This window comes from Streptomyces tauricus (genome assembly GCF_014650955.1).
GTDB lineage: Bacteria > Actinomycetota > Actinomycetes > Streptomycetales > Streptomycetaceae > Streptomyces > Streptomyces tauricus.
Map to the genome: position 1 here is coordinate 147,528 of NZ_BMVY01000019.1, position 14,700 is coordinate 162,227.

Annotated in this window: 11 protein-coding genes; all 11 read left to right on the top strand. The window is 72.2% G+C overall.

Features of this window, described 5'->3' with window-relative positions; genetic code table 11:
• Positions 1 to 87: 87 nt before the first annotated feature.
• On the top strand, positions 88 to 2,307 hold the full coding sequence (locus IE278_RS26100; protein ID WP_189775696.1) for a bi-domain-containing oxidoreductase: 2,220 nt from the start codon (positions 88 to 90) through the stop codon (positions 2,305 to 2,307).
• The gene (locus tag IE278_RS26105) at positions 2,304 to 4,334 is read left to right on the top strand and encodes an alginate lyase family protein (RefSeq protein WP_189775697.1); all 2,031 of its coding nucleotides are present in this window, start codon (positions 2,304 to 2,306) and stop codon (positions 4,332 to 4,334) included. The genes IE278_RS26100 and IE278_RS26105 overlap by 4 nt, the downstream gene beginning before the upstream one ends.
• A 14-nt stretch (positions 4,335 to 4,348) precedes the next feature.
• Positions 4,349 to 5,872, top strand: coding sequence for a right-handed parallel beta-helix repeat-containing protein (locus IE278_RS26110; protein ID WP_189775698.1), 1,524 nt, complete (start codon positions 4,349 to 4,351; stop codon positions 5,870 to 5,872).
• A 1-nt stretch (position 5,873) separates the two neighbouring features.
• Positions 5,874 to 7,190 (top strand): O-antigen ligase family protein, encoded by a 1,317-nt coding sequence (locus IE278_RS26115; RefSeq protein ID WP_189775699.1) that lies wholly within the window; start codon positions 5,874 to 5,876, stop codon positions 7,188 to 7,190.
• Between the two features lie 8 nt (positions 7,191 to 7,198).
• A complete protein-coding gene (locus IE278_RS26120; protein WP_189775718.1) occupies positions 7,199 to 8,473 on the top strand; it encodes a glycosyltransferase in 1,275 nt (424 codons plus the stop codon).
• Positions 8,470 to 9,723 carry a class I SAM-dependent methyltransferase gene (locus IE278_RS26125; RefSeq protein WP_189775700.1) on the top strand — a complete coding sequence of 418 codons (1,254 nt, stop codon included), beginning with the start codon at positions 8,470 to 8,472 and terminating at the stop codon, positions 9,721 to 9,723. Before IE278_RS26120 ends, IE278_RS26125 begins: the two co-directional genes overlap by 4 nt.
• Positions 9,720 to 10,538, top strand: a complete 819-nt coding sequence (locus IE278_RS26130) for a glycosyltransferase family protein (RefSeq protein WP_189775701.1) — start codon at positions 9,720 to 9,722, stop codon at positions 10,536 to 10,538. The genes IE278_RS26125 and IE278_RS26130 overlap by 4 nt, the downstream gene beginning before the upstream one ends.
• The gene (locus IE278_RS26135; protein WP_189775702.1) at positions 10,535 to 11,197 is read left to right on the top strand and encodes a PIG-L deacetylase family protein; all 663 of its coding nucleotides are present in this window, start codon (positions 10,535 to 10,537) and stop codon (positions 11,195 to 11,197) included. Before IE278_RS26130 ends, IE278_RS26135 begins: the two co-directional genes overlap by 4 nt.
• Before the next feature lie 3 nt (positions 11,198 to 11,200).
• A complete protein-coding gene (locus tag IE278_RS26140; protein ID WP_189775703.1) occupies positions 11,201 to 12,226 on the top strand; it encodes an NAD-dependent epimerase/dehydratase family protein in 1,026 nt (341 codons plus the stop codon).
• Positions 12,223 to 13,545 (top strand): DUF4910 domain-containing protein, encoded by a 1,323-nt coding sequence (locus tag IE278_RS26145; protein WP_189775704.1) that lies wholly within the window; start codon positions 12,223 to 12,225, stop codon positions 13,543 to 13,545. Before IE278_RS26140 ends, IE278_RS26145 begins: the two co-directional genes overlap by 4 nt.
• Positions 13,546 to 13,550: 5 nt before the next feature.
• Positions 13,551 to 14,700: MATE family efflux transporter (locus tag IE278_RS26150; protein WP_189775719.1), on the top strand; the 1,150-nt coding region annotated here is incomplete at its 3' end.

Consider the following 14,700-nt stretch of genomic DNA (forward strand, 5'->3'; position numbering starts at 1 on the left):
CACTGCGGCGCGACGGCACGACAGCGAAACGGCTCGACAGCACCACGGCACGACGGCTTGACGGCGTAGAAATCAAGAGGAGCTCGGGTGAAACAGGTTGTGCAGAACTACAAGAGCGGCGAACTGGCGCTGCTCGACGTGCCCGTGCCGGGGTGCAAGCCCGGCGGAGTGCTGGTCCGCAGCGCCTACTCGCTGATCTCCACCGGCACCGAGCTCATGAAGGTGTCCGAAGCCGGTATGTCGATGGTGGGCAAGGCCCGCTCCCGGCCGGACCAGGTGGCCAAGGTCATGCAGAGCGTGGCCACCAACGGCGTGCCCGCCACCTACCGCAAGGTGATGGGCAAGCTGGACTCCTACACCCCGCTCGGCTACTCGCTGTGCGGTGTGGTCGAGCAGGTCGGCCCCGGGATCGACGACGTGAAGGTCGGCGACCTCGTGGCCTGCGCGGGCAACGAGCACGCGCTGCACGCCGAGCTGAACTGGGTGCCGAAGAACCTCTACACCCCGGTACCGGACGGCCTCGCACCACGGCACGCGGCCTTCGGCACCGTCGGCTCGATCGCCATGCAGGGCGTCCGCCAGGGCGAGCCGCAACTCGGCGAGGTGGCACTGGTCATCGGCCTCGGCCTGATCGGGCAGCTCGTGGCGCAGCTCCTCACCGCCTCGGGAGTACGTGTCGTCGGCGCCGACCCCGACCCGGCGCGCTGTGAACTCGCCGAGCGCCTGGGTGCCGCGGCCTGCGGTGATCCCGCGTCCGCGGCCGTGGAGGCGGCCGTCGCCGAACTCACCGACGGCCACGGCGTGGACCAGGTGTATCTGGCCGCGGGCGGCGGCAGCAACCAGCCCGTGGAGCTGGCCGCCCGCCTCGCCCGGGACCGCGGCCGGGTCGTCGACATCGGCAAGTGCCGCCTCGACCTGCCGTGGAACGCGTACTACGAGAAGGAACTGGACGTCCGGTTCTCCCGCAGCTACGGCCCCGGGCGCTACGACCCGGCCTACGAGCTGGAGGGACGGGACTACCCGATCGGCTATGTGCGCTGGACCGAGCGCCGTAACCTGGCGTGCTTCCTCGACCTCCTCGCCCGCGACCGCGTCGACGTGGAGCCCCTGATCTCGCACGTCGCCGACTTCGACGACGCCGTCGGGACGTACCAGCGCCTGAAGGACGGCGAGTTGAAGGCCGTGGCCGTGCTGTTCCGCTACCCCGGCCCCGCCGAGGACCAGGCCGGGCAGGAGGTCCCGGCCGCGCCAGCCGAGGTGACCGTGCCCGCGGTGCGGCGCGGCGGCACGGCGCCCGCCCCGGCCCGGTCGGCCCACGCGCCGGTGCGGGTGGCGTTCGCCGGAGCGGGCAACTACGCGACGTCGATGCTGCTGCCGCACCTGGCGCAGCGCGACGGCGTCGAGCTGTCCACGGTCGTCACCACGACGGCCCTGTCCGCGGCCAACGCGAAGCGGAAGTTCGGCTTCGCCGAGGCGAGCACCGACCTCGACGCCGTGCTCGACGACAAGTCGATCGACGCGGTGTTCGTCGTCACCCGGCACAGCTCGCACGCCGAACTGACCCGCAGGGCCCTCCTGGCCGGCAAGGCGGTGTTCGTGGAGAAGCCCCTGGCGCTCTCCGAGGACGAACTGGCCGGTGTGCTCGCGGCGGTGGAGGAGTCCGGCAACGACCGGCTGCAGGTGGGCTTCAACCGCCGCTTCGCCCCGCTGCTCCAGGAGGCCAAGCAGCGGTTCGGCGCCCGGACCGGTCCGGCGAACCTGCGCTACCTGGTCAACGCGGGCCGCCTGCAGCACGGCAGCTGGTATCTCCAACAGGGCACCGAGGGCTCCCGCTTCACCGGCGAGGGCGGCCACTTCATCGACACCGCGAGCTGGCTCCTCGACGCGGACCCGGTATCGGTGTACGCCACCGCCGCGCCCGGCAACGAGGACCTGCACGTGGTGCTGCGCTACCCCGACGGGTCCACCGCCACCATCAGTTACGTCACCACCGGCGCACCCGGCTTCCCCAAGGAGACCCTGGACCTCGTCGCGGACGGCAAGGTCCTGCGGTTCGACGACTTCGTCCGTGCCTCGCTGTACTCCGACGGCGGGGCCGGGGGGCGCAAGCGGTGGGTCAGTTCGCGGCTGCCCAAGGCCCGCGACAAGGGCCAGAACGCCGAACTGGCTGCGTTCATCAGGGCCGTGCGGAGCGGCGGGCCGATGCCGGTGCCGCTGGAGTCACTGGTCGCCACCACGGCGGCCACCCTCGCCGTGCCGGCCGGCCTGGCCGGCGGCGCGCCGGTGACCCTGGCGAGGGCGCGATGACCGTGAGTACCACCGCGGGCTGGTACCTGCGGCGACTGTCCCGGATGGGACCGCTGGAGGTCGCCGGCCGGGCGGGCGACACGATCCGCCGACGGCGATGGCGGGCGGAGCCGCCGCACTGCCCGGCCGTGACCGGCGCCCGGTTCACCGCGGTACTGCCCGCCGGGATCATCGCCGCGATACCCCCGGACGCCGCGAAACGCCTCGTCGCCGAGGCGGACCGGCTGATGGACGGCCACGCCGAGTTCTTCGGGGTGGCCCGCGACGACCTGGCCGACCCGGACTGGTGGTGGGACCCCAAGACCGGTCGCCGGGCCCCGGGGGGCTACGCCTTCGACGTGCCCTACCGCAGCGAGGACGCGGCCGGGGACATCAAGCAGATCTGGGAGCCGTCCCGGCACCAGTACCTCACCGTGCTCGCCGCCGCCTACGCGATCACCGGGGACGAGCGGTACGCCGAGCGCGTGGCCGGGCATCTGCGGTCGTGGTGGGAGGTCAACCCACCGCTGCACGGCGTGCACTGGATCAGCGGTATCGAGCTGGGCATCCGGCTGCTGTCCTGGGTGTGGATCCGCCGGCTCCTCGACGGCTGGGCGGGAGCGGCCGGTCTCTTCGAGGACAACCCGGTGGCGCGCAACCAGATCTGGCACCACCAGCGCTGGCTCGCCGCCTTCCCCAGCCGGGGCTCGTCGGCGAACAACCACGTCATCGCCGAGACCGCCGGACAGTTCGCGGCGGCCTGCGCGTTCGGCTGGTTCCCCTCCTCCGCCCGGTGGCGGGCCGACGCGCTGCGCTCCCTCGACCGGCAGCTGCGCGCCAACACCTTCCTCTCGGGCCTCAACCGCGAGCTGGCCAGTGAGTACCACGGACTCGTCCTGGAACTCGGCCTGGCCGCGCTCGCCGAGGCGGACGCCGCCGACGTACCGGTCCCCGCGACGGTCCGCCTGGTACTGCTGCGGATGACCGACGCGCTCGCCGCCGTCGTGGACGACCGGCTGCGGCCACCACGCCAGGGGGACGCGGACGACGGGCACGGTCTGGTCGTGGACGGCGCGGGCACCGACCGCTGGGGCTCGCTCCTGGCCACCGGGGACGCCGTGTTCGGCCGGCTCGACTGGTGGCCGACGGTGACCGGCACCGACGTACGCACCCCGCTGCTGACCGCGCTCATCCGCCCGTACGCGAAGGCCCAGCCGTCCTCGAAGGATCAGCCGTCCTCGCAGGCCCAGCCGCCCTCGGGAACCGGCACCGCACCGGCTGTGACCCGCCCCGTGACCCGCCCTGCGAGTCGCCCGGCCCACTTCGCCGACGCGGGCATGACCATCCTCCGGAGCCCCGCCGGGATCTGGTGCCGCTGCGACGGCGGCCCGCACGGTTTCCTGTCCATCGCCGCGCACGCCCACGCGGACGCGCTGTCCGTGGAGGTGCGGCACGACGGGGTCGACGTCCTCGCCGACCCGGGGACGTTCTGCTACCACGGGCAGCCCGAGTGGCGGCAGTACTTCCGCTCCACCCTCGGCCACAACACCCTGCAACTGGACGGCGTCGACCAGTCCGTCTCCGGCGGCCCGTTCCTGTGGACCCGGCATGCCCGCACCCGCGTCCTCGGCACGGACACCTCCGACGAGGGGGTGAACAGCTGGTGCGCCGAACACGACGGCTACCAGGGCTCGGTGCACCGCCGCCGGGTGGAACTCACCTCGGCGACCGGGGAGTTGCGCGTGGTCGACGAGGTGCGCGGCCCCCGCCGGGCCGCGCGACTGGCCTTCCACCTCGGGCCGGCGATCACCGCGGACCTGGTGGAGAACAGGGCCGTACTCACCTGGACGCGGGACGGCGAGAACCGCTCGGCGGTCCTCGACCTGCCCGGACAGCTCGACTGGCGGGCGCACCGCGGCGAGAGCGACCCGCCGCTCGGCTGGTACTCCGCCGGCTTCGGCCGCAAGGAACCCGCGACCACGCTCGTCGGCACCGGCTTCGCCGACAGCACGGCGGAGTTCACGACCGTACTCGGGTTCCGCGACTAGGGAGGGGAGGACGCGTGCGATTCAAGTGGCGCAAGCGGGCGTTGCCGGTGGCGGCGCTGGCCCTGCTGGCGACCGGGTGCGTGAGCACGCCCGGCCCTCCGTCGGAGCCGACCGCCGCGCCGTCCACGTCCGGCGCCCGGTCCGTGGCCGGGGTGTGCGCCAAGCCCGCGGCCGGACCGGCGAAGGCTCCGGCGGGCGCGGTGACGGTCGACCCCGCGAAGGTCGGCGACCTGGCCGCGAAGACCAGGAGCAGCCCGGCGAACACCACGTTCTGGCTCAAGCCCGGAACGCACCGACTCGAAGCGGACCGCTACGCCCAGGTCATCCCCAAGAAGGGCGACCGCTACCTCGGCGCGCCGGGCGCCGTCCTCGACGGCCGCAGGACCAACCAGTACGCGTTCGGCGGCACCGCCCGTGACGTCACCATCCGCCATCTGACCGTGCAGAACTTCGTCGCGCCGCACGACGAGGGCGTGGTCAACCACGACTCGGCCGACGGCTGGGTGATCGAGCACGCCACGATCCAGCGCAACTCCGGCGCCGGACTGATGGCCGGGGCCCGCCAGCAGGTCCGCGCCAGTTGCCTGCGCGCCAACGGCCAGTACGGCATGAACGCCTACAAGGCAGGCGACCCCCTCAAGGACCTGGTCGTCGAGGGCAACGAGATCACGGGCAACAACACCGGTGACTGGGAGCGGCGCCGCGAGGGCTGCGGCTGCACAGGAGGCGTCAAGTTCTGGGCCGTCGACGGCGCCGACATCCGCGGCAACTGGGTGCACGACAACCGGGGCGCCGGACTGTGGGCGGACACCAACAACAACGACTTCCGCATCGAGAACAACGTCCTAGAGGACAACGACGGCGCCGCGCTGATGTACGAGACCAGCTACAACGCGGTCATCCGGAAGAACACGATCCGGCGCAACAACTGGGTCGAGGGCCGCAGATACGCCGAGCGCGGCGACAGCTTCCCCTTCGCCACCGTCTATCTGTCCGAGTCCGGCGGGGAACCCCGGGTCCGCGCCCGCACGGACAAGATCGAGATCTACGGGAACGTACTGGAGGACAACTGGTCCGGAATCACCCTCTGGGAGAACGCCGACCGGTTCTGCAACAGCCCCGCCAACACCTCGTCCGGTGACTGCACGCTGCTGGTGCGGGACACCGACCGCTGTGTGCGGCCGGCGATCGCCAAGGCACCCCTCTACGGCGACTGCCGGTGGAAGACCCAGCGGGTGGACATCCACGACAACCGCTTCACGCTGGACAAGTCCGTCGTCAAGTGCACGGCGAAGTGCGACCGCATGGCGGTGCTGTCCAACTACGGCACCTATCCGGAGTGGTCGCCGTACAAGGGCGAGCGGGTGGCCGAGGCGATCACCCGCAAGCAGCACAACCGCTGGCACGACAACGTGTACGTCGGACCCTGGCAGTTCGTCGCCCACGACCCCAGCCGGGTGCTCGACTTCGGCCAGTGGCAGGGCACGCCCTACCAGCAGGACACCGGCAGCACCCTCGACCCGCGGGCCGGTGGTTGAGATGACCGGGGACCTGCGGCGCGGCACACCGCCGGGCGAAGCGGACGCGGCGGGGAGGGCTGCCACGACCGGCACGCGGACCGGCGCCGAAGCGCGCCCGCCCGGCACCCCGAAGCTCGTCGGGGTCGTCTGGAGCCTGCTGATCCTCAACACCCTGGGCTCCGCCGGGGCGAAGACCATCGTCCCGCTGCCGCGCTCGCTCATCCAGCTGGTCACCATGGGCGCGCTGGTCGCCGCGTTCACGCTGGCGCTCGCGCTCAATCTCCGGCTGCGCATCCGGGCCAGCGCCTTCGTGCTCCTGCTCACCCTGCTGCTGGTGCCGAGCCTGATCTCCAGCCTGCAACTGGAGTCCGGGCTGGGCGCGCTGTTCCGCTGCACCCGCCTCGCCCTCTTCGTCGGCACGCTGTGGCTGCTCAGCCGCTGGTGGGACGGCAACCTGACGTTCGTACGGCACCACATCCGGATGTACTTCGCGGTGCTCGGGTCGGTCGCCGCGGGCCTGGTCGTGTCCCCGGGCGCGGCCATGCCCGAGCTGTACGGCGGACGGCTGGTCGGCGCCCTGTGGCCGCTCACCCCGCCGCAGATCGGCCAGTACGCCGCCGTGATCGTCGGGCTGACCGTGCTCCTCGTACTGGGCCGCAAGGCCGACCGGACGAGCGCGACGGTCATCATCGTGCCGTCCCTCGTCCTGCTCGCGCTCACCCACACCCGTACGGCCACCATCGGCATGCTCATCGGGCTGGTGCTGGCGATCGGCTCGCTCGTCCTGACCAGCGCCGCCGCCCGCCGCTTCTTCACCTGGGCGGTGCTCGTCGCCGTGGTGGCCGCGGTGGGTTTCGCCCCCGCGCTGCGGGCCTGGTTCCTGCGCGGACAGAGCCAGGAGAACCTCACCAGCCTCACCGGCCGGGCCAAGGTCTGGGACGCCCTGCTGGCGGCACCCCGGACGAACGGGGAGAAGTCGTTCGGCATGGGCCTGGGCGACAAGTCGTTCGGCGGGCTGCCCATCGACAACAGCTGGCTGGCCGTCTACCACGAGCAGGGCTGGATCGGCGTGACCCTCGTGGCGGCGGTGTTCGTCGTACTGGGCGGGGTCGCGCTGCTGCGTCCGCCGTCCCTGCCGAGGGCCTGCGCGATCTTCCTGATCAGCTACTGCGCGATCGCGTCGTACACCGAGGCCGGTCTCGGCGACGCCTCGCCCTATCTGCTCCATCTGGCCCTGGCCGCATCCCTGTTGGCGGTACCCGCACCGCCCGCGGCCCAGCCGAAGCCCGCCGTACCCCGACGACATGTCCCGCGATGGGCCAGGGATGCCAGGTGACCTCGACCATGCACGTCCTCGTGGTGCACAACCGCTACAACTCGGCGCAGCCGAGCGGGGAGAACAACGTCGTCGACCAGGAGGTGGGGCTGCTGCGCGCGGCCGGCCACCGGGTCGGCCTGTTCGAGCGGCGCAGCGACGACATCGCCGGCCGCTCCCTGCTGGGCAAGGCCGCGCTGCCGCTCCTGGTGCCATGGAACCCGGCGGTCCGCTCCGAGCTGGCCGACCGGCTCCGTACCGAGCGGCCGGACGTGGTGCACATCCACAACGTGTTCCCGCTCCTGTCGCCCGCGGTGCTCGCCGCCTGCGCCGACGCGGGCGTGCCCGCCGTCGCCACGCTGCACAACTACACCCAGGTCTGCCCGCCCGGCACGCTCCAGCGGGACGGCCGGCCGTGCACCGAGTGCGTCGGATCGTCGCCGCTGCCCGCCGTCCGGCACGGCTGCTACCGCGGCTCCCGGCTGGCCACGGTGCCGCTCGCGGTCAGCCTGTCGGTCAACCGGCGGCGCTGGTGGTCGGGCGTGGAGCGGTTCTTCTGCATCTCCGCGGCGCAGCGCGATGTCCTGGTGGCGTCCGGCATGCCCGCCGAACGGCTCGCGGTGAAGCACAACTTCGTGCCCGAACCGGACGCCCGTCGCACGGGCCCCGGCGAGCACCTGCTCTACCTCGGCCGGCTCGCCGAGGCCAAGGGCGTACGCCTGCTGATGGCCGCGTGGGACGAGCTCGCCGCGAACGGGGGAGTGGGCGTACCGCTCGTGATCGCCGGCACGGGGCCGCTGGAGGCCGAGGTGACCGCCTGGGCGGCGGGCCGGGACGACGTGCGGTACGTCGGCCTGTACGACCCCGCCCAGTGCCGGCGGGCCATCGCGCGGTCGGTCGCCGTGGTGGCCCCCTCGACCTGGCTGGAGGCGTTCGGCCTGGTCGTCGTGGAGGCGATGGCGGCGGGGGTCCCGACCGTCGCCGCCGCGCACGGGGCGTTCGTCGAACTCCTCGAGGACGGGGTGAGCGGGCTGTTGCACCAGCCGGGCGAACCCGCCTCGCTCGCCGCCTGCCTGCGCCGGATCACGGCCGGGCGGGAGCGCAACCAGGAGATGGGCCGGGCGGCCCGGCGACGGTACGAACAGGGCTTCAGCCCGGCCGTCGGCCTCGACCGCCTGGTGGAGGGGTACCGCACCGCGATCGCGGGTCGGTCCGGCGACGGGGAAGGCCCGTCGCCGCTACGTGACGGAAACACTGGCTCGCGCCGGGGGAACCAGCGCGAGCGGGATGGGGGCAGTAGATGACACGATGCCGACTCTGCGGCTCGGCGGCGCTGGAGAGCGTCGTCGACCTGGGAGCGACCCCGCCGTGCGAGAGCTTCCTCGCCGCGGACCAACTGGACCTGCCGGAACCGGCGTACCCGCTGCACCTGCGGGTCTGCACGGACTGCTGGCTCGCGCAGATCCCTCCGCTGATCACCCCGGAGGACACGTTCAAGGAGTACGCGTACTTCTCCTCGTACTCGACCTCCTGGGTGGAGCACGCGCGGACGTTCGTCGCCGACGCCGTGGAGCGGGTGGGGCTCGGCCCCGACTCCTTCGTGGTCGAGGTCGCGAGCAACGACGGCTATCTGCTCAAGCACGTGGTGGACCGGGGGATCCGCTGCCTGGGTATCGAGCCGTCGGTGAACGTCGGCGCCGCGGCACGTGACGCCGGGGTGCCCACGCTCACGGAGTTCCTGTCCCCGGAGACCGGCGCCGCCGTCCGCGCCGAACACGGCCCGGCGAACCTGGTCGTCGCCAACAACGTGTACGCGCACATCCCCGACGTCGTCGGATTCACCCAGGGACTGCGCGCCCTGGTCGCCGACGACGGCTGGGTCTCCATCGAGGTGCAGCACCTGCTGACCCTCATCGAGGAGAACCAGTACGACACGGTCTACCACGAGCACTTCCAGTACTACACGGTCGCGTCCGCGATCCGGGCCCTCGCCAGCGGCGGACTCGCCCTCGTGGACGTCGAGCTGCTGCCCACGCACGGCGGCTCCATCCGGCTGCTGGCCCGCCCCGCCGAGGTGGCGGGCGAACCGTCCCGGCGGGTGGCCGACGTACTGGACCGGGAGAAGGCCGCCGGGCTCCAGGAGCTTTCCGGGTACACCGAGTTCTCCGCCCGGGTCGCCAAGGTCCGCCGCGACCTCCTGAAGTTCCTCATCGAGGCGGCCGAGCGCGGCGAGAGCGTCGTCGGCTACGGCGCCCCCGGCAAGGGCAACACCCTGCTCAACCACTGCGGCATCCGGCCCGACCTGCTCGCGTACACGGTCGACCGCAACCCCTACAAGCACGGCAGGTTCACCCCCGGCACCCGCATCCCGATCCTGGCGCCCGAGCAGATCGCCGCCGACAAGCCGGACTACGTCCTCGTCCTGCCGTGGAACCTGCGCACCGAACTGGTCGAGCAGCTGTCCTTCGTGCACGAGTGGGGCGGCCGGCTGGTCTTCCCCATACCGGAACTCAGCATCGTCGAGGACGCTGCCGTGAAGGAGATCGCAACATGAAGGTCGTTCTGTTCTGCGGCGGTTACGGGCTGCGCATGCGCAACGGAGCCTCCGACGACACGCCCAAGCCGATGGCGATGGTCGGCCCCCGGCCGCTGATCTGGCACGTCATGCGCTACTACGCGTACTTCGGGCACACGGAGTTCATCCTGTGCCTCGGCTACGGGGCCCACCACATCAAGGACTTCTTCCTCAACTACGAGGAGACGACGTCCAACGACTTCGTCCTGCGCGGCGGGCGCACCGAGCTGCTGTCCACCGACATAGCCGACTGGACGATCACGTTCGCGCAGACCGGCATCGAGTCCCCGATCGGGGAGCGGCTGCGCCGGGTGCGCCACCACCTGGACGGCGACGAGATGTTCCTCGCCAACTACGCCGACGTGCTCACCGACGCCCCGCTGCCCCTGATGATCGACCAGTTCGCCCGGCGTGACGCCGGCGCGTCGATGATGGTCGTGCCGCCGCAGTCCTCGTTCCACTGCGTGGAGCTGGGCGAGGACAACCTGGTGGGCGGCATCACCGCGGTCAGCGAACTGCCCCTGTGGGAGAACGGCGGCTACTTCGTGCTCCGCCAGGAGATCTTCGACCACATCCCGGAGGGCGGCGACCTGGTGGCCGACGGCTGCGCCCAACTCGCCAAGCAGGGGCGGCTGGTGGCGCACCAGCACCGCGGTTTCTGGAAGCCGACCGACACCGTCAAGGAGAAGGCCGCGCTCGACGAGGCCTACGCCCGGGGCGAGCGCCCGTGGGCCGTGTGGGAGCGGGACGGCGTGACCGCGCACAGAGCCGGCGTCGGGGCGGGGACCGCGTGATCGGGCTCGGCACCGGACGCCTGGACCGGATCGTCGCGGTGGGCGCGCACTGCGACGACATCGCCATCGGCGCCGGCGGCACCCTGCTGACCATGTGCCTCGCCCGGCCGGGTCTGCGCGTCGACGCGCTGGTCCTCACCGGCGGCGGCACCGACCGGGAGCAGGAGGAGCAGGCCGCGCTCGCCGCCTTCTGCCCGGGCGCCGACCTGCGGCTGACCGTGCTCAAACTGGCTGACGGACGGCTGCCCGCACAGTGGGAGGAGGCCAAGGCCGCCGTCGAGGAGCTGCGCGCCCGCACCGAACCCGACCTCGTCCTCGCACCCCGCACCGACGACGCGCACCAGGACCACCGCGGCCTGGCGCGACTGCTGCCCACCGCGTTCCGCGACCACCTCGTACTCGGCTACGAGATCGTCAAATGGGACGGCGACCTCGGCCGGATGGCGGCGTACCAGCCGCTGACGCCCGAGACCGCCGAACAGAAGGTGCGGCTGCTGCAGGAGCACTACCCCTCGCAGCGGCACCGCCCCTGGTACGACCGCGAGGCCTTCCTCGGCCTCGCCCGCATCCGCGGCATCGAATGCCACGCGCGTTACGCCGAGGCGTTCGCCGTCCACAAACTCACGCTCGACCTGGGCACTTTCACACTGGGGGAATGAACCTTGCGCGTACTGCTGACCGGACACCAGGGCTATCTGGGCACCGTGATGGCCCCGGTCCTCAGCTCCGCCGGGCACGAGGTCGTCGGTCTCGACGCCGGCCTGTTCGCCGACTGCGTCCTCGGCCCGCGGCCCGAGGACCCGCGGGGGCACCGGGTGGACCTCCGCGACGTCACGGCCGACCACGTGGCCGGGGTGGACGCCGTGATCCACCTGGCCGCGCTCTCCAACGACCCGCTGGGAGCACTGGCGCCGGACCTCACCTACGACATCAACCACCACGCCTCCGTACGGCTGGCACGCCTGGCCCGCGAAGCCGGAGTACGACGCTTCCTGTACGCGTCCACCTGCTCGGTCTACGGCGCGGCCGGCGGCGACGAACTCGTGGCCGAGGACGCCCCGTTGCGCCCCGTCACCCCGTACGCGGAGTCCAAGGTGCGGGTCGAGGACGACCTGCACACGCTCGCCGACGACGACTTCAGCCCCGTCTTCATGCGCAACGCCACCGCCTTCGGCTTCTCGCCCCGGCTGCGCGCCGACATCGTGCTGAACAACCTGGTGGGCCACGCCCTCCTGTCCGGCGAGGTCCTCGTCCTCTCCGACGGCACGCCCTGGCGACCGCTGGTGCACGCCGCCGACATCGCCCGCGCCTTCACGGCCGCGCTCACCGCACCCCGGGAGGCCGTGCACGACCGGGCGTTCAACATCGGCAGCGAGACCAACAACGTCACGGTCGCCGAGATCGCCGACCAGGTCGCCGAGGCGGTGACCGGCGCGAAGGTGCGGATCACCGGGGAGAACGGCGCCGACCCGCGCTCGTACCGGGTGGACTTCTCCCGGTTCCGCGCCGCGATCCCCGGCTTCGACTGCGAGTGGACGGTGAAGCAGGGCGCGCACGAACTCGCCGACGCCTACCGCAAGCACGGGCTGACCCGGGAGGACTTCGAGCGGCGCTTCACCCGTCTCGCCGTGCTGCGCGCGGCCTCCGAGGCCGGCTCCGTCGACGACACCCTGCGGTGGCGCCGATGACACCGAACGGCGAGCAGTCGACGAGCACGCCCGGCGAGCAGCCGCTGACCACGCCCGGCGAGCAGATGCACGCGCTGGTGGAGCGGCTGTACCCGCTCTGCCGGAGCATCACGGGCGACGGGGTGCGCGCCACCCTGGAGATCGTCGACGAGTACGTTCCGCTGCGGGTGCACGAGGTGCCGACGGGCACGCAGGTGCTCGACTGGACGGTCCCGCAGGAGTGGAACATCCGGGACGCCTACATAGCCGACGCCGAGGGCAACCGGGTCGTCGACTTCGCCGCGTCCAGCCTGCACGTACTCGGGTACAGCGTGCCGGTGGCGAGGACCATGCCGCTGGCCGAGCTGCGCGAGCACCTGTACACCCTGCCTGACCAGCCGACCCTGATCCCGTACCGGACGAGTTACTACGAGCCGAAGTGGGGTTTCTGCCTCGCCCAGGAGACCCTGGACGCGCTCCCCGACGGCGACTACGAGGTCTGTATCGACTCCACCCTCGCCGACGGCCACCTCACCTACGCCGAGCACGTGATCCCCGGCCAGGTCCCCGACGAGGTGATCGTCTCCTGCCATGTCTGCCACCCGTCGCTGGCCAACGACAACCTGGCCGGCATCGCGGTGGCGACGTTCCTGGCGCGACAACTGGCCGAGGAAACGCCGTACTACACCTACCGGTTCATCTTCGCGCCCGGCACCGTCGGGGCGATCACCTGGCTGGCCCGCAACGCCGAGCGGATCGAACGCGTCAAGCACGGCCTCGTACTGGCCTGCGCGGGCGACTCGGGCCAACTCAACTACAAGCGGAGCAGGCGAGGCGACGCGGAGATCGACCGGGTGCTGCGCCATGTGCTCAGCGCCTCCGAACGCCCGCACCGCATAGCGGAGTTCACCCCGTACGGCTACGACGAGCGGCAGTACTGCTCACCCGGGTTCGACCTCGGCGTGGGCTCGCTCAGCCGGACCCCGTACGCGGGCTATCCCGAGTACCACACCTCGGCGGACAACCCGGACTTCGTCTCCCCGGAGGCGATGGCGGACACGCTCGCCGTCTGCCGCGAGGCGTTCGCCGTCCTCGACCGCAACCGGACTTACGTCAACCTCAGCCCTTATGGGGAACCGCAGTTGGGCAGGCGCGGGCTGTACGACTCGCTAGGTGGCCGCAGTGACGCCAAGCAGGCGCAGATGGCGATGCTCTGGGTGCTCAGCCTCTCCGACGGCGAGCACAGTCTGCTGGACGTCGCCGAACGGGCCGCTCTGCCGTTCGACACCGTCGCCGTCGCGGCCGACGCCCTGCACGGCGCCGGGCTGATCAAGGCATGACGCCGATGGCCACCGAGGGGGACAAGACGCCGGCACCGGCGGACCGGGCCACGGACGCCCGCCGGTCCGCCGACCGGTCCGCCAGGAAGGGCATCGTCGGCCGGCTGTCCTGGGGACTGGCCGACCAGGCGGCCTCCAGCATGACCAACTTCGCGGTGGGCATCTACGTGGCACGCTCGCTGGGGCTGACCGCGTTCGGCGTGTTCAGCCTGGCCTGGCTGACCTACGGCGTGGTGCTCAACGTCGCCCGAGGGCTGGCCACCGATCCGCTCGTGGTGCGCTTCAGCGGCGTACCGGAGGCGTCCTGGCGCGCGGCGACGGCCCGTTCGTCGGGCGCCGCGCTCGGCGTGGGCACCGCGCTCGGCGCGGTGTGCCTGCTGGTCGGGCTCGGTCTCGGCGGCCGGGTGGGACCCGCCTTCACCTGCCTCGGCGTCGTCCTCCCGGCGCTGCTCCTCCAGGACGCCTGGCGGTTCGCGTTCTTCGCCGCGGGCGCCGGCCGCAAGGCGTTCCTCAACGACCTCGTGTGGGGCGTCGCACTCGTCCCCGCCATGGTGATCGCGGCCCGCGTGGACACCGTGGGCGCCTTCGTCCTGGCCTGGGGCGCGTCCGCCGCGGTGGCCGCCGTCTACGGCTGCTTCCAGTCCGGCATCCGCCCCCGGCTGACCCAGGCGCGCGGCTGGCTGCGCGAGCAGCGCGACCTCGGCTACCGGTACCTGGTCGAGAACGTCAGCCTCAGCGGCGCGAGCCAACTCCGGGCGTACGGGCTCGGCGTGATCGTCGGCGTCGGCGCGGTGGGCGCGGTCCGGGGCGCGGAACTCCTCCTCGGCCCGTTCCTCGCCCTCCTGATGGGCCTCTCCCTGGTCACCGTCGCGGAGGCGGCCCGCGTACTGCGGCGGGCCCCGCACCGACTGAGCAGATTCTGCCTCTACCTAGGCGGCGGACAGGCCGCCGCCGCGCTGCTCTGGGGCGGCGCCCTGCTGCTGATGCCGGACCGGGCGGGTGAGTTCGTGCTCGGCGGCGTCTGGGACTCCGCCTCGCAGCTCATCGTCCCGGCCACGCTCGGCGTCGCGGGCGCCGGACTCGGCAGCGGCGCGGCGGCCGTGCTGGGCGCGCTCGCCGTACGCCGTCCGGTGGGTGTGGTCACCTGCATCACCT